This is a genomic window from Pseudooceanicola atlanticus (assembly GCF_000768315.1).
GTDB lineage: Bacteria > Pseudomonadota > Alphaproteobacteria > Rhodobacterales > Rhodobacteraceae > Pseudooceanicola > Pseudooceanicola atlanticus.
In genome coordinates this window covers 1-19,587 of the sequence record NZ_AQQX01000023.1, presented here as the reverse complement: position 1 = coordinate 19,587, position 19,587 = coordinate 1, and the positions used below count along the sequence as shown (strand labels likewise).

Genomic DNA, 19,587 nt, shown 5'->3' with positions numbered 1-19,587 from the left:
GGTCAGTCTTCTTCCGCCCGGAAGCGTTCATGGCATGCGGAACAGACCTGGGTCGTCATCGCGAATGCTGCGTCGGCGGGCATTTCGGCAATGGCGGCCGCATCCATCATGTCGCCTCGGCCCATCATCGTGCTCCCGCCCATCATGGTTGTATCGCCTCCCATCATTGACCCGCCGCCCATCATCGAGGCGCCATCCATGGAGGTATTGCCGCTCATGCCGCCCAATCCATTGTCGGCTGCGCGTTCCAGGCCCTCAGAGTATTCTTCCAGCTGACTTGCCAATGCCGCGAAGCGCTCCCAGTCGGTCCACACCTCGTCCTTGGCTTCCGAGGGCATGCCCCCTGTGCCCTCTGGGAACAGCTTTGTCATGCTCTCACCGGCGTGCTGCTGGAACAGGCGCGCGGCATCGCGCACTGTTTCTGCGTCATAGGCCGTTTCGCCCCGCATCATCGGGGCCACGGTCTTGACCGCCTTCCCCATTGCAAGCATGGCATCCATGCGCTCTTTCACGATGCCGGTGGCACCGCTATGCGCGAATGCCGTGACCGCAGTACCTGCAATCAACACTGCCGCTACGATAGTCGTCTTTTTCATGTCTTCGATCCTTCTTTGGGTCTGCTTTTCGAGCGATGTGAAATCAGACCCACCGTCGCGGCGGTGGAGGATCGTTGGTGGGGCGCAACTCGGTTTGTAGGGTCGCGCCGTCATGCATGACGGCCTTCAGAAAGTGAGGCTCGTAAGCCACTTTTGGTTGAAGCAAAACCGCTACCGGGACAGAGCAATCGAGTCCCGGATGACAGTGGTCAGAGGCTTCGTTCGTCGATGACCCTACAACTTCGTGAGGGTGAACTTCTTGCGCCAAGGATGCTTCGCCATGATTGGCTGGTACCTCAGGCAACCCGAGAACTACAAGGAAAAGGCCAAGAATCATCGACAGAATCCATTGGCTTGTCTTCGACCAACGCATCAGTTGATCCCGTTGGCCCGCTGTAGTTCGCGGACATAGGCGGCAACCATCTTGACGTCTCCTTGGGTCAACCCCTCAATCTTCGGCATGTTACCGAAATTCCAGTGATGCGCCCGGACGCCATTTTGTGCAGCCAAAACGAAGGCCATGTCCGAATGGTGGCTTGGTTCGTAGATCTTGTGCACAAGAGGCGGCGCAACACCGTTTTGACCGGCAGCATTTTCACCGTGACACTCAGAACACTTTGCCTCGAATATGTTCTTTCCAAGCGCCGCCTGCTGCGAAAGTTCGTCCGGCAGCTGGACCTGAACGATCGGGCCGCCTTCAGCGATCTCACTTGTGTCAGGCGGCGTCATGGAGTGGCCAACCGCTGTATCTTCGGCTCCAACGAACTGCCAAACGGCAAAACCCCCGCCGATAACAAAAACGGCACCAATCAGCGCAGTCAATTTGTCCATGCCTGTATCTTCCGCCTTGCCCGTTGGGTCAGATGAGTTTGACTTGAGTGCCGACGGGTGCCCGCTCGAAAACTTCCTCGATCTGTGCGTTGAACAAACCGATGCAGCCGTTTGACGACCGACGGCCAATTTTGCGCGTATCCTGTGTTCCGTGGATACGATAATACTGCCACGACAGGTAAAGTGCACGGGTTCCCAAGGGATTTTCCGGATCACCCCCCTCGATACGTGCCGGCCATTCCGGATTGCGTTCGCGCATGGAGGGCGTTGGCGCCCAGCTGGGGTTTTTGCGTTTTTCCACCACTTCGGTGTAACCGCGTTTGGTGAGTTCGTCGGTCAGCGGAACGGACGTTGGGTAGATCCGCATTTCGCCATCTGATGTCCAATGCTGGAGCGCCTTCGTCACGGTATCGGAGATGATGATCCCCTTTCCGAGTGCGTCGAAGTGATCTTGCCAGTCATGAACTCGGAAAGAAGAAATGTTGCGGCGAATGGTTTCGGCTCGAACCACGCTTGGTGCAACCAAAGCGACAGCCGCATACCCCAACAGGCTTCGTCGATTGATCTTGTTGTTTCGCGATGTCGTCATGACACACTCCTAGCCTACGGTTTGTACATGTCTTTTAAGGGAGACCCGGCATCAGGCAACCTGACAAGGCCGCGAGAAGTGTATCCATTTGTATCCTTGACCTTACCCTGCTGGAGGGTCGCAAATGACGCCGGGAACGAGACAAAGAGGGTGTCATGGACCACCACAGCCACAGAAAAAAGCCGATCACGGACAGGCTCATGCATTATGGTATGATGGCGTGTTGCGTCGTCATGCTGCTGCCCGTTGCGGGGTTTTTTCTTGCCGGCGGCACATTGGCGGGCATGTGGGGCAATGCAGCGGCTTTCGCCCCGCTCCTGCTGTGCGTTGGGGCGCATCTCGTGATGCACAAGTTCATGGGAAAATCGTGCCATTCCGACAAGGCAAAGGATACTATCGAGGAAACGACCGAGCCCATAACCTCCGCGATTCCAGTCGTGGTCCGCGACAGGCCGTGATGTGCGCGGGAAGGTACGCGTAGGCGCGTTGCTGTTGTCGGGTTTCATGCTTGGGGGATGTGCAGGAAGTCTTGAAGACTGCTCGGATCGCGGCGCTATCGTGTCCACGAAGCAAGCGTCAGACCTTCTGCCGGATGGGTGTCGAACCCTTTCATCTTCTGCGACTGGCGTTGCGCGAATTGTCTGTGCGGACGGTCGTCAGGGTTTTGCCACAGGTGGACTTTGACGCAATTTCCGCCGTCCTGGCGAAATCTGCGGAAAATATGGGAAGGAAGCAGGTATCTTGATCGATTGCCTTTTGATCCTGCGACGGGTTTTGCTTATTCCCTTCGTGCTCCTGGCCGTTGTCTCTGGAAGTGTCGCGGCAGCAACCTCTGCTGAATACCAGAGCGCGCCACTCACCGCGCATCTCATTAGTGTACAGGACGGCGTTCCCGAGAACACACAGACTCTGTCAGCCGGGCTTCACCTTCAACTGAACGAAAACTGGAAGACCTATTGGCGGTCGCCGGGCGAGGTGGGAATACCGCCTTCGGTCGAATGGAGCGGTTCCGAAAACGTCGCAGATGTCGAATTCATGTGGCCCGCCCCGACGCGCTTCACCGCCTTCGGCATCGAAAATTTTGGTTATGCGGGTGAAGTCGTCTTTCCGCTGCGCATAACGCTCAAAGATCCCGGCGCACCTGTGACTCTTTCCGCGCAGGTCAAACTGCTGGTGTGCTCCAATGTCTGTGTCCCGGAAGAGTTTGACCTGTCACTTCGCCTCGGACGGGGCAACGTCATCGACAGCACTTCGGCTGGGCTGATCGGTACGTTTTCCGAGCGCGTCCCCGAAGGGGCCGAGACGAGCGGCGTCAGCGAGGCAAATGCCTTCATCGACGAAGACCTCACGGAGTTGATCGTCAGCCTTCGCGTCGATGAACCACTCCAGTCGCCGGATGTGTTTCCCGAACTGGGTATGGGTGTTGCGCTTGGCAAACCCGATATCCGTTTGGGAGAAGAGGATCGTTTGCTTTGGGCGCGCTTGCCGATCCTCTCGTCGAATACGGATGTGACAGTGGCTCCGTCGATTACCGTCACCGACGGCGAGAACCGGGCCTTCACGATCATCGCGGATCGCGTGGCGCAAGGAATAGCACCACCCTTTGAACTGGCCGCCACGACACCGGACATGATGGAACTGATCTGGATTGCCGCGATCGCGCTGCTGGGCGGATTGATCCTGAATGTGATGCCCTGCGTGCTGCCGGTGCTGTCCATCAAGGTGTCGTCTGTGCTCAAACACACCGATCACGACACAACCCGTGTCCGGTTCGGTTTCGTCGCTGCCAGCGCCGGCATCATGACGTTCATGTGGGGTCTGGCGCTCGTCCTCTGGGCGCTCCAGACGGCAGGCCTCAGCGTCGGGTGGGGTTTGCAGTTTCAAAGCCCGCTGTTTCTTGCGGCGATGATCGCTGTCCTGCTCGTCTTTTCGGCAAATCTGTTCGGAGCGTTCGAGTTCGCCCTTCCACACGGCATGCAGACGCGGCTTGCAGGGGCCGGAGGACGCAACGGGTATTCCGCCGACTTTTTCACTGGCATGTTCGGTGCCGTCATGGCGACGCCTTGTTCGGCACCGTTCCTCGGCACCGCGGTGGCCTTTGCTTTGGCCGGGCGTGGCGTGGACATCCTCATCGTCTTTACGAGCCTCGGGCTCGGCCTCGCCCTGCCCTATCTCGTCATCGCCGCGTTCCCGCGTCTGGTCGCATTCATGCCCAAGCCTGGTCGATGGATGCTGATCATCAAAAGCGTCATGGGGGTTTTGTTGCTTGCAACCGCCGTGTGGCTGTTCTGGGTGCTCGACGGTGTCGCCGGGCTTGCGTCTGTCATCGCGGTCGCGGCGTTGTCCGGTCTCGCCGTTCTGATACTATCTCTCCCGAATGTGCAGTCCCAATTCAGGTGGTCTATTGCCATAGCCAGCCTTGTCCTGGCCATTGCCGCAGGTCCTCTCTTGCAGCAATCAGCACCTGCGCGTTCGACGCCGCAGTTGGCAATGGCTTGGATCGCATTTGATCGTTCGGAAATAGCGAAACGCGTGTCCGCAGGAGAGGTCGTTTTTGTCGATGTGACCGCTGACTGGTGTCTGACTTGCAAAGCGAACAAGACACTTATCATCGATCGGGAGCCAGTCCGGAGCGCGCTTGAAGCGCCTGGAGTCACGGCGATGCAGGCAGATTGGACACGCCCGGACACGCGCATTTCCCGCTACCTTGAGAGTTTCGGCAGATACGGCATCCCCTTCAATGCCGTCTACGGACCATCGGCACCGAACGGCATTGTGCTGTCCGAATTGCTAAAAACCGAGGACGTGATGAACGCCTTGGCGCAAGCCAGTGGTCGGGATGTTTCCGCAAAGGTTGCCGGACAGGAGTGACCTGCTCGACCGGGACACCGAGCAGTAGTCAGCCGCCGAGCCGCTCAAGCGCGGCACGGACCGCCGCACGCCGAGGATCACTGGCGGGCTGCTGCTCCAACAGCGCTTCAGCCTTGCGGTAGGCCTCAACGGCGCGATCGGGCTCCTGAAGGACGGTATAGGCATTTGCCAGCCGCATCCAACCATCCAGATCGTCCGGTTCATCCTCAAGACGCTCGGCCAGCCGCGAGACCATCGATCGGATGAACTCCGCGCGATCCGCGTCATTCATCTCCGACGCCGCCGCGACATCTGCGGCACTCGGGCCTGGTTGCGACGTCGGCCCGCTGGGTAGATTGACGACCGGAAGGTCAGCTGCCGCTGCAATCCGGTTGATCTGCGCTGCATAGGTCTCCATCCAGGGAACGTAAGCCTCTTCCTGATTCAGTCGTGAAACAAGCAGATCGTAGGCCTTACGCGTCTCTTCTTGCTGAAGGTAATACAGAGACTCGAAGTAGGTTGCCGCAGGATTGGATGGGTCAAGGTCCAAAGCGCGATCAATGGCCAATTTCGCCCGTGGAATAACAACGCCGTCATTGGCAACCGCGACAGCCTCTGCCAGCATGGAGAATGTCGCGGAGGTGGCATCCTCCCGTTCGGCAACGACTTCGAAGGCTTCGACGGCATCGGCTGCTCTGCCCATGCGCTGATAGGTCTGGCCCAACAGCATCCACCCTTCGCTAGGGCCGCCGGTCGGATCGGATACAAGCCTTTCGCGAAGTTGTATTGCCAGCGCCGTCACTTCATCAGTCTGTGCCCGCTCCTCTGCACGGGCAGCGAAGGCCATTGAAGGAACCTCCGGCGATCCCATCGTCAGATAGTAGCCTGCGGCAATAACCGGCGCGAGGACCGCCGCGACAACGAGAGTGACTCTGCCACCATTACGGGATGATCCGGCTTTTTCTTCCGAATTGCGGGTCGTCGCGAGGATCCGTTTCTTGATCTCGAGTCTGGCTGCTTGAGCTTCCTGTTCAGAAATCAAACCGCGGTCCATGTCTCGTTGGATTTCCCGCATCTGATCGGCGAGGATCGCCGGTACCGCATCCCCTCTGGTGAGAGTGTTCGATTTGGACAGCAGCAGCGGGTAGAGGACAATTCCGATTGCGACCAGCGTCAAAAGAACGAAAATACCCCAGATCATGACGCATCCCCCGCTTCGTTTTGCCTGAGAATTTCGGACACGGTGTTCTCATCCTCCGAGCCCAAGTCTTCAAATGCCTCTTGCTTTCGCCGACTCATCAGTAGCCCGCCACCAACGAAAACCCCGATCAGAACGAAAGCGATCGGAGCGAACCAAAGCGCGTAGGTCGCAGGCTCCAGAGGCGGTTTCAGCAGCACGTAATCCCCGTACCGCGCCCGTATGTATTCGATCACCTCCGCGTCGCTGTCTCCAACGACCAGGCGCTCGCGTACGAGCAGACGCAAGTCCCGCGCCACACCCGCGTTCGAACTGTCGATGTCCTGGTTCTGACAGACGACGCATCGTAGATCCTTGGAAATCTCCCGCGCACGCTGTTCCAATACCGGGTCGGTCAGCATTTCGTCCGGTTCCACCGCATTGGCGGCAAAGGGAAGGAGCCCGATGCAAAACGCGAAAATCAACTGTCTCATGAACCTGCTCCATTTGGCAGTGCGCCTGCCTGCTTCAGGGCTTGCGTGAACCGTTCGACGGCGTCCGGACCCACGACCGGCCCGACATAGCGAAACAGAACAGTACCATCGCCATCGACGATGAAGGTTTCCGGCACGCCTGAAAGGCCCCATTCGATCCCTGTCCGGCCTGAAAGGTCGGACCCGATCCGTTCGTAGGGATTGCCGAGGTCATTGAGCCACTTCACGGCATCTTCTGGTTTGTCTTTGTAGTTGATGCCGAACAACCGCATGCCCTCGCGTTCGACAAAGCGTGTCAACACGGCATGTTCCGCGCGGCAGGGCACGCACCAGGACGCAAAGACATTGACCACGACCGGTCGTTCGTTGCCTACAAGATCGCTTCGGGCCAGGCCGGGTGTCTCCAACCCCGGCACGGGATCGAGGTCGAACGCCGGGGCCGGTTGCGAGATCAGGACGGAAGGGATCTCGTTGGGATCCCGGTCGGGATTGAGCCCCCAGAGAAAAAAACCCCCGAATATGACCGCCGCAATAAACGGCAGCCCGGCAATGAGACGTTTCATCTTCTCTCCTACTCGGCAGGAACAGCATCGCTGGCTGGCTGTTTGGCGCGGCGCGGCGCCCCGACCCTCAAACGGCGATCCGACAAGGACAAACAGCCACCGATCACCAGCAGGATCGAGCCGATCCAGATCAGGTTGACGAGCGGTTCATAGAGGATCCGAAGGGTCCATGCTCCGGCGTTGTTCACTTGATCGGAGGCTGGCGTTGCAATCGACGTATAGAGATCACCCGCCAATGTAGAGCGGATGGCCGACTCCGTCGTCTGGCTTTCCGCGACCGGGTAATACCGGCGTTCTGGGAAAAGCGTCGTGACCAGCTCGCCATCCCGACGGACCACAAGGGTGCCGCGATCCGCGATGTAGTTCGGCCCTTGAACCTGTGTGGCCCCTTCGAAGGTGATGTCGAACCCCGCGATCGTGACTTCGGTCCCGGGGGCGGCAAAGACGATCTCCTCACTCTTCCATCCGGTCGAGCCGATCATCCCCATCATCAACACAGCGACGCCGGCATGGGCGAGTGTCATACCGTGAGAGGCGCGTGGCAGGTTGCGCGCGCGTCTCGCGCTCTCTGCAAGGGGAACCTCGAACAGGCGGATGCGTAGCGCCCATTCCCGTAGGGTTGCAAAAAGCAGCCACGCTGCGCCAAGGATGGCAAGATAGGCCATGATCGGCCCACCGTTCAGAAGATACCATGCGGCCAAAGCTGCGATGAACGCCAGAACGACCACGAACCGAATGCGATCGAGCAACCCGGCGATATCAGCCCGCTTCCACGACAGGAATGGACCAAGACCCATGAACACGACCAGCGCCAGCATCATCGGAATGAAAGCCGCATTGAAGAAAGGTGGACCCACCGAGATTTTGTCCCCCGTGATAGCCTCGAGGATCAGCGGATAAAGCGTCCCGAACAGGACCGTTCCCGTAGCGGCGGCCAAAATGAGGTTGTTCACGAGCAGCCCGGCCTCGCGGCTGATCGGGCGAAACAGACCACCCGGCTCCATTTCGGGCGCCCGCCAGGCGTAGAGCGCCAGCGACCCACCGATGGACACGGCCAGCAGACCCAGAATGTAAAGCCCGCGCTCTGGATCGACGGCGAAGGCATGCACGGATGTAAGCAGGCCTGACCGGACGATGAACGTCCCGAGCAGCGAAAGCGAGAAAGTCAGGATGGCAAGTAGGATGGTCCAGCTTTTGAACGCGTCGCGCTTTTCGGTGACGATGGCGGAATGCAGCAGCGCCGTGCCCAGAAGCCAGGGCATGAAGCTCACGTTCTCGACCGGGTCCCAGAACCACCAGCCGCCCCAGCCCAGTTCATAATAGGCCCACCACGATCCAAGAGCGATACCTGCCGTAAGGCTGACCCACGCGGCCAATGTCCACGGGCGGACCCATCTGGCCCAGGCCGGATCGACGCGCCCTTCCAGAAGAGCCGCAACGGCAAAGGAAAACACGATGGAGAAGCCGACATACCCGAAATACAAGAGCGGCGGGTGCATGGCGAGACCCATGTCCTGAAGCAACGGGTTGAGGTCATTGCCGTCGAGCGGCGGCGGAAACACCCGCTCGAAGGGGTTCGACGTCAGCAGCAGGAAGGACAGGAAGCCGACGCTGATCCACGCCTGCACCGACAAGGTGCGCGCCTTGGTCTCGGCGGGGATGTTCGATCCGAACCAGGCGACGCCCGCGCCGAACACCGCGAGGATCAGAATCCAGAGCAGCAGCGAACCCTCATGGCTGCCCCAGGTCCCGGCCACCTTGTAGAGCATCGGCTTGAGCGAATGGGAATTCTCGACGACGTTCCTGACGGTGAAGTCGCTGACGATGAAGGCCTGCATCAGCGCTGCGAAGGCTATGGCCACAAACAGCACTTGTCCTATTGCCGTCGCCTGGGCGGATTTCATCCAGACGGCGTTTCCACGCGACGCACCTGCAATCGGCAGAACGCTTTGAACAAGCGCAAGCGCAAGCGCGAGGGCCAGTGCGAAGTGACCAATTTCCGGGACCATGGCGTTCTTTCCTATTCAGCGTCGGTGGGCGTCGCGTCGGACGGCTTTGGCGTCCGCGGCGGGGTCTATTCGTCGAGCGTTGCTTTGCGGCGACGGAACTCTTCTTCGTCGATTTCCCCATTTGCAAAGCGGCGCCTGAGCGCTTCCTGCGCGTCCGAGTCCGGGGGACGGGTGCCATTGTCCCGCAGCCTGAACACCAGAAACACCACCAATGCGATCAGCGCCCCCCAGAAGGCGAGCATCATGAAGCCGCCCATAAAGCCATAGCCTCCGCCCCACATGTGACCTGTCCAGGAGCCTGGACCATCAGCTCGCGCCATGCTGGCGGGCAAGCTGGCCAGCAACGTTGGAATGAGCGTTTTCAGTTTCATCTGTTTCTCCTTCGATTAGTTCGCTTTCATCCAGTGGGATGGTGACAACAGCGCGCAAACCCGCGCTGTTATGGTTGACCAGCTGGATATCGCCGCCATGGGATTGGACGATTGTCCTCGCGATCGAGAGCCCAAGCCCATAACCGCCCGTTTCCAGAGACCTCGATTGCTCGAGGCGATAGAAGGGATCGAAGACCTTTTCCAACTGGTCGACGGGAATGCCGGGCCCATTGTCATCGATGTTGAGTACGAGGTTCGAACCGTGGGTCGCCCAGCTGACTTTTGCGGCACCACCGTAGCGAACGGCGTTCTCAAGCAGGTTCCTCAGCGCCCTTCGGAACGCGTTGGGTCGAAGCCGCACGGCAACATCATCACTCGGGGCAAAGGTGCAGTGTGCCGCCATATCGCTGCACAAGCTGTCCAGAAAATTGCGCAGATCGACCACTTCGGCACCTTCGGATCCGGTAAGGCCCCGTGCAAAGGTGAGCGTCGCTTCGACCATGCTCTGCATCTCTTCGACCGATGCGATGAGGCTGTCCCGCGTCTCTTCTTCGTCAACCAGCTCCGCGCGGACACGCATAGCAGTCAACGGCGAGCGCAAATCGTGACCAAGCGCTGCGAGCATCCGTGTCCGATCGCTGACAAACCGGGTCAGCCGTCGTTGCATGCGGTTGAAGGCGACGGTCAGATCCTTGACCTCGGTCGGCCCCGCGACGGTCAATTCACCCACATCCTCGCCCCGGCCAAGATGGTCCGCGGCCTTGGAGAGGTGCCGCAAAGGACGCGTCAGGCGCGTCATGACAAACCAGAAGATCGCCACCAGGAGCAGTCCGGCGGAAATTCCAAAGGTCAGCATCGAATAGAAAGGCCATTGGATTGGCGGACGCTCGAACCGCGTTCCGACATTCAGCCAACGCGCTCCCTTGATGGCGATCGACAGGTTCATCTCAACCGCCGTCAACTCTCCGCGCATCATCGCGAGATGCATTTCCGTCATCTCGTCCGAGAGATTGGGAAGGGGCCGCAACGCGCCCTCGACCTCGTGCAGTTCAACGCGAATATCCCGGCTGTAGCTATCGCCCAGAAGCGCGCGTATGCGTCCTTCCACGATGCCGCCATCCGAATGACCGGTGTGTTCCACGCTCGGAACGTCCGACAGATCAAACCGGATCAATGGCGAATTCGCCGCGCGGAGGATCGAGTCCTGCAACTCCGGCGGGGCCTCCTCGATCAACCGCGCGACATTTGCTGCGCGACCGGCGGCCTCGAACCCCAATGCGGCACGAATCGCAAGGGTGCGCTCGTCAGCGAACAGGAACAGGCTGATCGCCTGGGCCACGACAAGTGCCGCGACCACAAGCAGGATCAACTGGCCGCTCAGAGACCTCATCGCACGGCGCATCACGGCGCATCCTCGACATCGGCAGCCAGACAGTATCCGCCGTTCCGCACCGTTTTGATGACACTGGGCCTAAGTACATCCGGCTCGATTTTGCGGCGGAGACGGCTGATCTGATTGTCGATGGTTCGATCCATCGGGCCTGCCGTCCGCCCAGCGGTCAGGTCAAGCAACTGGTCACGGCTGAGCACCATCCTCGCGCGTTCCAGCAGGACCGCCAGCAATTTGAACTCGGAGGTCGTCAATGGGGTCTCGGTGGTGGACTCGTCAATCAGCACCTGCCGGTCGGTATCCAGTATCCAGTGCGCAAAAGAGACTTTCCTCCCAGCGAGGCTTCCGGCCACAGGTTCGTCGCGGTTGCTTCTCCGAAGAACCGACTTGATGCGGGCGAGCAGTTCTCGTGGATTGAACGGCTTGGCGAGATAATCGTCCGCACCGATTTCCAGACCCACGATCCGATCCGTTTCCTCACCAAGCGCCGTCAGCATGATGATCGGAAGATCACCCTCTGGCGCAAGTCTGCGGCAAACCGACAAACCGTCCTCGCCCGGCATCATGACATCGAGCACGAGGAGGTCGAAGTGACCGGTGGCCAGCTTGGCATCCATCTCCACGGCATCCCTGGCGACGGTCGTGCGCATTCCGTTCTTCTCCAGGAAGCGCGCGACGCTTTCGCGTATCTGAGCGTGGTCGTCCACGATAAGGATATGAGGTGGCGGTCCCATGGCGTCCTTCCTAGATCATCGTTGCATTCTGTTTCATGGGCAGAATTGTAGCCGTTTGTATCAGGTCAGTCCCTTGCTACAGATGGATACAAATCTGTGCCTGCACCGTGTCGTGCTCCCGGGTAGCGTCGCGCGTATGTTATGTGACCTTTGGGATCGCAACCGATCAAAGGATGAGGTTTTCGAATATGGCTCTTGATTTGAACCGGCGCCGTTTCGTTCTGGGTGCTCATATGACGGTGCTGACCGTCGCGGCGTCACCGCTGTTGGCGCAGAGCCGATCTGTCTGGTCGGCAGAGAATGCCTTTGACGCGCTTCTATCGGATACGGCGCGGATCATCGATGTCAGAACGCACAAAGAGTGGCAAGAAACCGGCGTTGGTGCTGGTGTATGGCCGATAAGCATGCACGCGTCCGGTTTTCCGGACCGATTGTTCAGGGCCAAGGAACTGAGCGGTGATCGCACTGTTGGACTGATCTGCGCCACTGGCGGACGCTCCGCATCGCTGCTTCGAGCGTTGAGACAAGCTGGTTATTCGGGCTACGCCGATATCTCGGAAGGGATGTTGGGATCAGGCGAAGGGCCTGGCTGGATCGCATCGAACTTGCCGACCGTTCCGGTGGATGTCGCCCTGAACGGGTTGCCCCCCGCGTTGGCCTGACCAGTGAAGAATCAATTGGTCCCGTTGTGCTAAAAGCCTGATGTATGGTCAAATTGACCTGTTTGAACAGGAAGACGGGTTTGGGTGTATGACCGAGTTGATGGCTATGTTTGTCGGAATATGCGCGGCGATCGTGATGGGAATTGTCCATCATTATGCGTTGTCGGGCATTCTGAAGTTTTCCCCGCAGCGGTCGGATGGCTCCGGCTTTCGGATCATCCTGACGTTTTCCGCGTTGCTGTTGCTGCACGTATTGGAACTTGTGACGCTCGCCGTGTTCAACACGATGGTGGTGGCAAGCGTTCTGCCGCAATCGTTCAGCAACAGCCCGCCGATGTTTCAGGATGTTCTCTATGTTACGGGCATCTCGTTCTCGACCCTTGGCTATTCGTCCATAGAGGTGGTCGGGCCCTTTCGACTGTTGCTGATGCTGCAATCGCTTTTGGGCTTCATGTTGCTGACCTGGTCAGCGACGTTTCTTTACTCAGCCTGCCAGCAAGTCTGGCAGAAGGCGAAAGATGACTGAAAATCGCCACGCGCGTCGGACATGAGCTTGGCGTCAGCGTCAAATACGTCCTGATATCGGTCCTTTGACCTCACCGTGGAACGGTTGAGTGAGCGCTGCGTTGCGCGCGTGGATGAATAGCCCTTGACCTTCCAGTTGCTGGAATCCCTAGGTACAAAGCCATGGCACAGATTTTCGAAAAGACAGGCGATCACGTATCGCACCATCGACACGGGGATATCTTGAAATCTCCCGTATGGGTTGGTGTGTTGTTTGTCTTGCTCACAATGCCGGCTCACCTGTTTTTGGATGAAAAGAGCTCGATAGCTCTTGCTTCGATCACGCTTGCTTTGATTGGCGGTGCCTATATCGGCTTTGGCGCCGCGGACGGCAGAGCGCGCGTGTTCTGGGCAGAGCTCGCCGTCGCCCTTTTGTTCGGCTCGGCAGCCTTTTTGGGGCTGATATGGCATTGGGCTTTCCTTCCCTTGGGCTTGGCCCTGCACGCCCTTTGGGACATGTCACACCACAATTCTTATCGTCTCGCCCGGATTCCGAACTGGTATATTCCATTCTGCGTGGCCTTTGACCTTTTGGCAGCGACGTTTTTCGTTCTGCTCTATGCCGTGTTTTGATCCATGATGATGCGCATCCTTCTTATTGCGGTGTTCCTGATGGGAGTCGTCGCATTGGCCTTCCCGGACGTCCTTGGCGTTGACATTCGCCTGCCTGATCGCGCGGAAATTGACCGCTGGATCGAGGCGGCAGGTCTTGCCGGACCAATTGTTATCGTGGCGCTTATGACAATCGCTATCGTCGCAAGCCCCCTGCCCTCGGCGCCGATCGCACTCGCCGCCGGAGCGGCTTATGGGCACACGTTCGGGACACTCTTTGTCGTTCTTGGCGCGGAACTCGGTGCGCTTGCCGCTTTTGGTCTGGCCCGCGGTCTCGGTCGTCCCTTCGTTGAGCGTCATCTCGGTCAGAAGATTAACTCAGGCCTGTTCGGATCGCAGAACACTCTGACCTTCTTGGTCTTCGGCAGTCGCCTGCTGCCGTTTCTGTCCTTCGATATGATCAGTTACGCCGCAGGTCTGAGCAAGCTGCATCTTTGGAGGTTCGCGCTGGCCACGATGGCCGGGATTATTCCAGCGAGTTTTTTGCTCGCTCACATGGGCAACCAGGCGATGAACGGAGATGCCCGCACTGCCACATGGACCGCGCTTGCGCTCGGTGGCTTTACCGGCCTGTCGGTTCTCTTCGCCGCGACGCGAAAGACCGGTACACAAGGGGAGGAGAGCTGATATGGCCAGTCATTCTCACGCCGGGCACATGCCGAGTTCCGGCAAGGCCCTTGTGATTTCGGCCTGGCTCACCGGCGTCTACTTCGTGATTGAACTGGCCGTCGGGCTCTGGACTGGCTCGATTGCCGTCCTGTCGGATGCGTTTCACACCCTGTCGGCGGTTGGCGGCGTTCTCGTGGCCATCACCGCGCAGCGGATTGCGCGCCGTCCAGCGGATTCGACGCGCAGTTTCGGATGGTACCGCGCCGAAATCATCGGGGCGCTGGTGAATGGCGGCTTTCTTCTCGGCATGGCGCTTCTGGTGATCTGGATGGGCGCGATGCGGCTCGGAGACCCGATCCACCTGGCCACAGGCCCCATGCTTTGGGTCGCCTTCGGGGGCCTGGTCACGGAAGTGGTCTCTCTGGCGCTGATGTGGCAATCGAGCAAGGACGATCTGAATGCCCGTGGCGCGCTCTGGCACATCATCCAGACCTTTGTCGGCAGCCTCCTGATCATCGTCACCGCCCTTGTGATCGAGTTCACCGGCTTTCTGGCGATTGACCCGATTCTCGGCATGGCGTTCGGGGTGGTTCTCCTCTGGGCCTCTGTGGGCGTAATCAAGGAAGCGGTCCACATTCTCATGGAAGGCACGCCCGAGGGAACGGATCTCGACGCTGTAACAGCGGACCTGAACGGGCAGGACGGGGTTCTGGATGTTCACCATGTGCATGCCTGGACGCTGACCAGCGGCAAACACGCGTTTTCCGCCCATATCCGCCATCAGTCACCCGCCGAGGCCGCGGATTTGCTGAACAGGGCCTATCGGCGGCTGACGGAACAGCATGGGTTTCACATGGTCACGCTGCAGCTCGAAACAGAGTGTCTCGACGAGCGCCACGCGCGGGATCTTGATATAGTCCAGATAGCGGCTGCAAAGGCTGCGCAAGAAAAGACTGATGTGCGAGATGCGCATCCGCACCCAAGCCCTAACACAGAAGGGCCGTAGACTGTGATGGACATAATACTAGCCGCAGAGCCGGAGATTCGTCTGACGGCGTTTTTGAGTGTGCTGGCCGCCATGGCGCTTTGGGAACTCGCCGCCCCGCGTCGGCGGCGTGACATTCCGCGTGTCATCCGTTGGTCGAACAACCTGGCACTTGTCGTGATCGATACGGCGATCCTCCGGTTGTCTTTCCCAATCCTGGCCGTCGGTCTGGCGGTCCTGGCCGAGGAGCGGGGCTGGGGCCTGTTCAACATTATCGAGGCTCCTTTCGGGTTGGCTGTGATCCTGTCCATGCTGCTGCTCGATCTGGCGATCTATCTGCAACATGTCATGTTCCACGCCGTCCCGGCCCTGTGGCGCCTGCACCGGATGCACCATGCGGATCTCGACTTCGACGCAACCACTGGATTACGCTTCCATCCGATTGAGATCCTCATCTCGATGGCGATCAAGCTCGCCCTGGTGGCAGCGCTTGGTCCGCCCGCCGTCGCGGTTTTGTTGTTCGAGATCATCCTCAACGCCACTGCCCTCTTCAACCATGCCAACATCAACCTGCCGAGACCGGTCGACCGGTGGCTCAGATGGATCGTCGTCACACCCGACATGCACCGCGTGCATCATTCTGTCGATCCGCGCGAAACCAACTCAAACTACGGCTTCAACCTGCCGTGGTGGGACCGCCTCATGGGTACTTACGTAGCCCAGCCCGCGAAGGGCCACGAGGGAATGACGATCGGTATCGAGCAGTTTCGCACGACGCGCGACCTCTGGGTCGACAGGATGTTGATCCAGCCCCTTCGCGGGCCAGCAAGCGGACACGCCCTGGATACATCCGCCCTCACGCCGACAAGCAGGAACAGCCTCTGGACTCTCGAAAACACAGTTCTAGGGTCTCGGGTAACTCAAAAAGGAACACATGATGAAACGACGTACGTTCTTGCTGGCCGGAGCGGCTGCCACACTCCCCCTGCGAGCACTGGCCAACACGGAACCGGTCATTAAAGTCCTGAAAACCCCCACCTGCGGATGCTGCACCGCTTGGGTCGATCATGTCCGGCAAGCGGGCTTCGCGGTCGAGGTGCAGGACGTCGATCAGGATGCGCTTTATGCGTTCAAAGATCGGCTGCAAATTGCACCGGAACTTGCTGGATGTCACACGGCGGTCGTGGGCGACTATTTTATCGAGGGCCACGTGCCTGCCGCGGACATCACGCGGCTGCTAGCAGAGCAACCGATGGCGCGCGGTTTGACTGTCCCCCGCATGCCGATGAGTTCGCCCGGCATGGGCGGTCCCGGGGCCGGTGACGCTTTTGACACCTTGCTTGTTGGCTCCGACGGCGCGACCTCGGTCTTCGCGAGCCACAGCTGATCAGGTCATGGGTGCAGGTGATAGATCCCGCGGGACGGGTTCATGACCCGTCCGTCTTGCACAAGCTTTCGCAGCGCCCTGTAGGTCGCCTCATGGCTCAATTGTAACCGAGCGGCAAACTCGACGATGGAGCCTTCGAGCAAGCCTGCGATCAACCCTGCCATCACCCGGTCCTCTGCGCGCCGAATGCCGACGATCTCCAGCATCTGTCGCTGCGCCTGTATCTGTTGAGCCGCCTGACGGCCATAGGCGCGGGCAAATGCCGGGTCGGCAAAAGCGGCCAATACGGAAGCCTTGTCGATCCGGATCAGCGCCCCGGCCTCAACAATGACTGCGTCGCAATGATAGACCTCCGAAAACACCGAAGCTTCGGCAAAGCTTGTTCCGGCTTGGGCACGGTGGATGATGAACCGCTCGCCATCTGGATCGACCCGCTCGAGATGCACGCGCCCGGTTTGCACGACATAGAGACCGTGGGTGGGGTCGCCTTGGTGAAATACGGTATCTCCAACCGCGCCGGAGATTGGGCGCAGGGCTGAGCTCGGGATATGATCATAGGGGTTTGGCAACATATGATTGAAATCATATTACGATGCATCCGCCCCTGCTAGCGTAAACATGACACCACCCCATTGAAGGACCTGTCCATGCGTCTCATTCCCTTCGTCCTTGCCATAGTGATGGCCGCACCCGTGGCCGCGCAGCACGCCAATTCCGCGGCTGGTCACGACATGGGCGGACCGCAGGAAACCGGGCAATCGGCCTTTGCCGCCTTGGCGGAAATCGTAACGATCCTGCAGGCCGATCCCGAGACGGATTGGGAGCGGGTCGATATTGACGGATTGCGCCGCCATCTGGTCGATATGGACCTTCTGACCCAAGAGGCCGTGGTCGCCCGCACCCTGCGGCCGGAAGGGGCCCGGTTCGAGATTCGGGGCACCCCCCGTGTTCTCGAGGCCATCCGCGCCATGGTGCCCGCCCATGCGCCCTTTCTCGCGGCCGAGACCGGCTGGGACGTTGTGACAGAGGACTTAGAAGATGGCGTGGCGCTCAGTGTCGATGGCGATGCCGCGCAGATTCAGGGACTTGGTTTCTTTGGTCTGATGACCATCGGGGCGCATCACCAAGAGCACCACCTCATGATGGCAAAAGGCGCGGGCCCGCACCATTAATGCGCCGACAAGGCCTGTTTGATGATCCGTAGAGAGGTGCGCTGACAAAACGTTACATCTCGCGTGTTGACCTTCCAGCGCGGGAGGCACGGACACATGCCCGATGATGGAAGCGTCAGAGAATACCGCCCGCAGGGATTTCCTGTATTACGCAACGGCCGGGGCAGGGGTCGTGGCAACAGGGGCTGCGCTCTGGCCACTGGTGAACCAGATGAACCCCTCCGCCGATGTCCGCGCCTTGGCACAGATCACTGTTGATATTTCCGATCTCGCGCCCGGAACGCAATTGACCGTCAACTGGCGCGGAAAACCTGTCTTTATCCGTCATCGAACGGAGGCAGAAATGGCTCAGGCTCGGGCACAGGCGGTCTCTGACCTGCCTGACAGCTCGGCGCGCAACCCAAATCTGCCCTACGATGCGCTGGCAAGCGATGAGAACCGGGCCATTGCGGGTCACGAGGCATATCTGGTCATGATCGGTGTCTGTACCCATCTGGGCTGTGTCCCTCTGGGGGATGGGGCGGGGGATTTCGGGGGTTGGTTCTGCCCCTGTCACGGTTCCCATTATGACGCGGCTGGGCGCATTCGCAAAGGCCCGGCACCTGAGAACCTGCATATTCCGGACTTGTCGCTCTCGGAGGAGATGGTGCTGACTTTGGGGTGATGCAATAAAGGATAATCTGTAGTCAGAGCGCTCGAAACTGGAAGAGATTTCGACTGGCCGCTGGTCGGCCTAAATCGCAATACTCCACATCCGAAACCGTCCCTGCCCCGTCACTTCACGGATTAGACCCTTCGCTTCCATCCAGGCGAGATTGCGTTGAGCGGTGGCGCGGCTAGCACCGATCCACATTTCGGCCATCGGGGCGGAAACGAGGGGCCATTCGGTCAGCAGGGCGCTCAGGACCGGCGGTGTCTTGCCTGAGAGCGTTGACATCTCTGCTTTGGCCTTCGCTGACCATGATTGGATATCGTCGAGGCGCCGCATCGCCATGAGGATAGCTGTCTGCATCCCCTCGAGCCATTGTTTAAGGCGCTCTGCCGATGGCCCACTCGCGCGCAGGCCCCCTGCCCCGCCCATTGCCAACGGTGCGAAAATTGCCCCGTTTCCCTCGCTAGCCGCGATGCGCGCGGCCGTGACCGCTGCTTCCACCCGATCGCCCTGCTGCCCAAGGCCCGCAAGACTCCAGAGATGAAACCCCATGCAGGCGCGGGTGATCGGATGAAGATCGGCGGCCTGTTTCATCAAATCCAGCCAACCGCTCGCGCGATCGTCGAAGCGCTCGGCATTTTCATCGATGTTTTCAGGATCGCGGCGGTCGAGGAAGGCTGCGATATCGACTATCGGGTCAGGACCGCCTGTCAGTCGCCGAACGGCCCATCCAATTCGCGCCAAGGCATTTGGGTCATCTTGTGCGCCTGACAGGCGCATAGAAATCCATAGCGCCAGACGATCCGGGCCTACGCGATCTCCTGCAAACCAGCTCAGGTCTGCCGCCTCGATCAGTGCCAACCTATGCAGCCAGCCTTTGGGCGCGCGAGCCAATCGGTCATCGAGCGCACCCAAGCGCCCGGCCACCCTCGCCAGAAGCGCAGCCTGATCCGCTTCGGCCCTTGCCCAGTCATCAATGAGGCCCTTTTCCGGCTGTCCCGCCCGAGGTCCGGGAGGCCGGTAATCCGGTTCCTCTTCGATCGGGCCCGGCAGGTACCAGAGAACTTCTTCCGAAGCATCCTCATCCCCCTCTCCGATGTCGAGGGGTTCGTCGAAATCTTCAGGAATAATAGTCGATTGTGGCATCATATGTGCAAAATACAGATTATTTGCACATTACCCAAGCTGTTTTGTGACCGTCGACAATGCTCTTTACACATTACGTGCGCGCGACTGCCGACGGAACCTTTCAGATCGCGATCAATGCAAGGAAACCAGGGGATTGTGCATCGGCACAATGAGAAAACACTTGCTTGCATTCGTTTGTAAACGGTCGTTTA

The 19,587-nt window shown here is 59.4% G+C and carries 23 protein-coding genes; 11 read left to right on the top strand and 12 right to left on the bottom strand.

Going from position 1 to position 19,587, the window contains the following annotated elements:
* Positions 1 to 2: 2 nt before the first annotated feature.
* The 3 genes from ATO9_RS21865 to ATO9_RS21855 form a co-directional block, all read right to left on the bottom strand.
* Positions 3 to 596 (bottom strand): c-type cytochrome, encoded by a 594-nt coding sequence (locus ATO9_RS21865; protein WP_007803403.1) that lies wholly within the window; start codon positions 594 to 596, stop codon positions 3 to 5.
* A gap of 372 nt (positions 597 to 968) precedes the next feature.
* Positions 969 to 1,427 carry a c-type cytochrome gene (locus ATO9_RS21860; RefSeq protein ID WP_043754571.1) on the bottom strand — a complete coding sequence of 153 codons (459 nt, stop codon included), beginning with the start codon at positions 1,425 to 1,427 and terminating at the stop codon, positions 969 to 971.
* 28 nt (positions 1,428 to 1,455) lie between these two features.
* Positions 1,456 to 2,016 (bottom strand): L,D-transpeptidase, encoded by a 561-nt coding sequence (locus tag ATO9_RS21855; protein WP_043754569.1) that lies wholly within the window; start codon positions 2,014 to 2,016, stop codon positions 1,456 to 1,458.
* Between the two features lie 155 nt (positions 2,017 to 2,171).
* On the opposite strand from ATO9_RS21855, the gene ATO9_RS21850 reads away from it, so the two are divergent.
* Together ATO9_RS21850 and ATO9_RS21845 are read left to right on the top strand one after the other, a co-directional pair.
* Positions 2,172 to 2,474 carry a DUF2933 domain-containing protein gene (locus tag ATO9_RS21850; protein WP_043754567.1) on the top strand — a complete coding sequence of 101 codons (303 nt, stop codon included), beginning with the start codon at positions 2,172 to 2,174 and terminating at the stop codon, positions 2,472 to 2,474.
* Positions 2,475 to 2,757: 283 nt separating this feature from the next.
* Positions 2,758 to 4,887 carry a protein-disulfide reductase DsbD family protein gene (locus ATO9_RS21845; RefSeq protein WP_043754565.1) on the top strand — a complete coding sequence of 710 codons (2,130 nt, stop codon included), beginning with the start codon at positions 2,758 to 2,760 and terminating at the stop codon, positions 4,885 to 4,887.
* Positions 4,888 to 4,915: 28 nt separating this feature from the next.
* Here the strand turns inward: ATO9_RS21845 and ccmI are convergent, their stop codons facing one another.
* From ccmI to ATO9_RS21810, 7 genes are all read right to left on the bottom strand, one after another.
* The gene (gene ccmI / locus ATO9_RS21840; RefSeq protein WP_043754564.1) at positions 4,916 to 6,067 is read right to left on the bottom strand and encodes a c-type cytochrome biogenesis protein CcmI; all 1,152 of its coding nucleotides are present in this window, start codon (positions 6,065 to 6,067) and stop codon (positions 4,916 to 4,918) included.
* Complete coding sequence (locus tag ATO9_RS21835) at positions 6,064 to 6,537, bottom strand: cytochrome c-type biogenesis protein (protein ID WP_009807484.1); 474 nt, start codon at positions 6,535 to 6,537, stop codon at positions 6,064 to 6,066. The genes ccmI and ATO9_RS21835 overlap by 4 nt, the downstream gene beginning before the upstream one ends.
* Positions 6,534 to 7,100: a DsbE family thiol:disulfide interchange protein gene (locus ATO9_RS21830; RefSeq protein WP_043754559.1), complete on the bottom strand. Its 567-nt coding sequence runs from the start codon at positions 7,098 to 7,100 to the stop codon at positions 6,534 to 6,536. The genes ATO9_RS21835 and ATO9_RS21830 overlap by 4 nt, the downstream gene beginning before the upstream one ends.
* A gap of 8 nt (positions 7,101 to 7,108) precedes the next feature.
* The gene (locus tag ATO9_RS21825) at positions 7,109 to 9,109 is read right to left on the bottom strand and encodes a heme lyase CcmF/NrfE family subunit (RefSeq protein ID WP_043754556.1); all 2,001 of its coding nucleotides are present in this window, start codon (positions 9,107 to 9,109) and stop codon (positions 7,109 to 7,111) included.
* 65 nt (positions 9,110 to 9,174) lie between these two features.
* Positions 9,175 to 9,480, bottom strand: a complete 306-nt coding sequence (locus ATO9_RS24850; protein ID WP_229673406.1) for an SHOCT domain-containing protein — start codon at positions 9,478 to 9,480, stop codon at positions 9,175 to 9,177.
* Positions 9,416 to 10,882, bottom strand: coding sequence for an ATP-binding protein (locus tag ATO9_RS21815; RefSeq protein WP_017468462.1), 1,467 nt, complete (start codon positions 10,880 to 10,882; stop codon positions 9,416 to 9,418). Before ATO9_RS21815 ends, ATO9_RS24850 begins: the two co-directional genes overlap by 65 nt.
* Complete coding sequence (locus ATO9_RS21810) at positions 10,882 to 11,604, bottom strand: response regulator (RefSeq protein WP_007803380.1); 723 nt, start codon at positions 11,602 to 11,604, stop codon at positions 10,882 to 10,884. The genes ATO9_RS21815 and ATO9_RS21810 overlap by 1 nt, the downstream gene beginning before the upstream one ends.
* A 188-nt stretch (positions 11,605 to 11,792) precedes the next feature.
* On the opposite strand from ATO9_RS21810, the gene ATO9_RS21805 reads away from it, so the two are divergent.
* From ATO9_RS21805 to ATO9_RS21775, 7 genes are all read left to right on the top strand, one after another.
* Positions 11,793 to 12,266, top strand: a complete 474-nt coding sequence (locus tag ATO9_RS21805; protein ID WP_008327269.1) for a rhodanese-like domain-containing protein — start codon at positions 11,793 to 11,795, stop codon at positions 12,264 to 12,266.
* An 88-nt stretch (positions 12,267 to 12,354) separates the two neighbouring features.
* The gene (locus ATO9_RS21800; protein WP_012187040.1) at positions 12,355 to 12,792 is read left to right on the top strand and encodes an ion channel; all 438 of its coding nucleotides are present in this window, start codon (positions 12,355 to 12,357) and stop codon (positions 12,790 to 12,792) included.
* Positions 12,793 to 12,953: 161 nt separating this feature from the next.
* Positions 12,954 to 13,403 carry a DUF6010 family protein gene (locus ATO9_RS21795; RefSeq protein ID WP_012187041.1) on the top strand — a complete coding sequence of 150 codons (450 nt, stop codon included), beginning with the start codon at positions 12,954 to 12,956 and terminating at the stop codon, positions 13,401 to 13,403.
* Between the two features lie 3 nt (positions 13,404 to 13,406).
* Entirely contained in the window at positions 13,407 to 14,069 is a 663-nt protein-coding gene (locus ATO9_RS21790) for a TVP38/TMEM64 family protein (protein ID WP_043754550.1), read from the top strand.
* Between the two features lies 1 nt (position 14,070).
* Entirely contained in the window at positions 14,071 to 15,057 is a 987-nt protein-coding gene (locus tag ATO9_RS21785; protein WP_012187043.1) for a cation diffusion facilitator family transporter, read from the top strand.
* A gap of 6 nt (positions 15,058 to 15,063) precedes the next feature.
* Positions 15,064 to 16,056 carry a sterol desaturase family protein gene (locus ATO9_RS21780; RefSeq protein WP_017468740.1) on the top strand — a complete coding sequence of 331 codons (993 nt, stop codon included), beginning with the start codon at positions 15,064 to 15,066 and terminating at the stop codon, positions 16,054 to 16,056.
* Positions 15,971 to 16,423, top strand: a complete 453-nt coding sequence (locus ATO9_RS21775; protein ID WP_043754541.1) for a DUF411 domain-containing protein — start codon at positions 15,971 to 15,973, stop codon at positions 16,421 to 16,423. The genes ATO9_RS21780 and ATO9_RS21775 overlap by 86 nt, the downstream gene beginning before the upstream one ends.
* A 5-nt stretch (positions 16,424 to 16,428) precedes the next feature.
* Here the strand turns inward: ATO9_RS21775 and ATO9_RS21770 are convergent, their stop codons facing one another.
* Complete coding sequence (locus tag ATO9_RS21770; RefSeq protein WP_043754540.1) at positions 16,429 to 16,995, bottom strand: Crp/Fnr family transcriptional regulator; 567 nt, start codon at positions 16,993 to 16,995, stop codon at positions 16,429 to 16,431.
* A 75-nt stretch (positions 16,996 to 17,070) separates the two neighbouring features.
* Here ATO9_RS21770 and ATO9_RS21765 point away from each other — a divergent pair, with 75 nt between their 5' ends.
* Both ATO9_RS21765 and petA read left to right on the top strand, forming a co-directional pair.
* Positions 17,071 to 17,595: a hypothetical protein gene (locus ATO9_RS21765; protein ID WP_017468346.1), complete on the top strand. Its 525-nt coding sequence runs from the start codon at positions 17,071 to 17,073 to the stop codon at positions 17,593 to 17,595.
* Positions 17,596 to 17,698: 103 nt separating this feature from the next.
* Positions 17,699 to 18,259 (top strand): ubiquinol-cytochrome c reductase iron-sulfur subunit, encoded by a 561-nt coding sequence (gene petA, locus ATO9_RS21760; protein WP_017468347.1) that lies wholly within the window; start codon positions 17,699 to 17,701, stop codon positions 18,257 to 18,259.
* A gap of 69 nt (positions 18,260 to 18,328) precedes the next feature.
* Here petA and ATO9_RS21755 read toward each other — a convergent pair whose 3' ends face one another.
* Complete coding sequence (locus tag ATO9_RS21755; RefSeq protein ID WP_043754533.1) at positions 18,329 to 19,396, bottom strand: helix-turn-helix domain-containing protein; 1,068 nt, start codon at positions 19,394 to 19,396, stop codon at positions 18,329 to 18,331.
* Positions 19,397 to 19,587: the final 191 nt, after the last annotated feature.

Excerpts from the sequence above, each read along its gene's own strand:
- ATO9_RS24850 (WP_229673406.1), bottom strand. The coding sequence starts at position 9,480 with ATGAAACTGAAAACGCTCATTCCAACGTTGCTGGCCAGCTTGCCCGCC.
- ATO9_RS21830 (WP_043754559.1), bottom strand. The coding sequence starts at position 7,100 with ATGAAACGTCTCATTGCCGGGCTGCCGTTTATTGCGGCGGTCATATTC.
- ATO9_RS21800 (WP_012187040.1), top strand. The coding sequence starts at position 12,355 with ATGACCGAGTTGATGGCTATGTTTGTCGGAATATGCGCGGCGATCGTG.
- ATO9_RS21850 (WP_043754567.1), top strand. The coding sequence starts at position 2,172 with ATGGACCACCACAGCCACAGAAAAAAGCCGATCACGGACAGGCTCATG.
- ATO9_RS21780 (WP_017468740.1), top strand. The coding sequence starts at position 15,064 with ATGGACATAATACTAGCCGCAGAGCCGGAGATTCGTCTGACGGCGTTT.
- petA (WP_017468347.1), top strand. The coding sequence starts at position 17,699 with ATGATGGAAGCGTCAGAGAATACCGCCCGCAGGGATTTCCTGTATTAC.
- ATO9_RS21805 (WP_008327269.1), top strand. The coding sequence starts at position 11,793 with ATGGCTCTTGATTTGAACCGGCGCCGTTTCGTTCTGGGTGCTCATATG.
- ATO9_RS21795 (WP_012187041.1), top strand. The coding sequence starts at position 12,954 with ATGGCACAGATTTTCGAAAAGACAGGCGATCACGTATCGCACCATCGA.
- ccmI (WP_043754564.1), bottom strand. The coding sequence starts at position 6,067 with ATGATCTGGGGTATTTTCGTTCTTTTGACGCTGGTCGCAATCGGAATT.
- ATO9_RS21860 (WP_043754571.1), bottom strand. The coding sequence starts at position 1,427 with ATGGACAAATTGACTGCGCTGATTGGTGCCGTTTTTGTTATCGGCGGG.
- ATO9_RS21785 (WP_012187043.1), top strand. The coding sequence starts at position 14,071 with ATGGCCAGTCATTCTCACGCCGGGCACATGCCGAGTTCCGGCAAGGCC.
- ATO9_RS21810 (WP_007803380.1), bottom strand. The coding sequence starts at position 11,604 with ATGGGACCGCCACCTCATATCCTTATCGTGGACGACCACGCTCAGATA.
- ATO9_RS21790 (WP_043754550.1), top strand. The coding sequence starts at position 13,407 with ATGATGATGCGCATCCTTCTTATTGCGGTGTTCCTGATGGGAGTCGTC.
- ATO9_RS21865 (WP_007803403.1), bottom strand. The coding sequence starts at position 596 with ATGAAAAAGACGACTATCGTAGCGGCAGTGTTGATTGCAGGTACTGCG.
- ATO9_RS21770 (WP_043754540.1), bottom strand. The coding sequence starts at position 16,995 with ATGTTGCCAAACCCCTATGATCATATCCCGAGCTCAGCCCTGCGCCCA.
- ATO9_RS21815 (WP_017468462.1), bottom strand. The coding sequence starts at position 10,882 with ATGCGCCGTGCGATGAGGTCTCTGAGCGGCCAGTTGATCCTGCTTGTG.
- ATO9_RS21765 (WP_017468346.1), top strand. The coding sequence starts at position 17,071 with ATGCGTCTCATTCCCTTCGTCCTTGCCATAGTGATGGCCGCACCCGTG.
- ATO9_RS21855 (WP_043754569.1), bottom strand. The coding sequence starts at position 2,016 with ATGACGACATCGCGAAACAACAAGATCAATCGACGAAGCCTGTTGGGG.
- ATO9_RS21755 (WP_043754533.1), bottom strand. The coding sequence starts at position 19,396 with ATGATGCCACAATCGACTATTATTCCTGAAGATTTCGACGAACCCCTC.
- ATO9_RS21775 (WP_043754541.1), top strand. The coding sequence starts at position 15,971 with ATGATGAAACGACGTACGTTCTTGCTGGCCGGAGCGGCTGCCACACTC.
- ATO9_RS21835 (WP_009807484.1), bottom strand. The coding sequence starts at position 6,537 with ATGAGACAGTTGATTTTCGCGTTTTGCATCGGGCTCCTTCCCTTTGCC.
- ATO9_RS21825 (WP_043754556.1), bottom strand. The coding sequence starts at position 9,109 with ATGGTCCCGGAAATTGGTCACTTCGCACTGGCCCTCGCGCTTGCGCTT.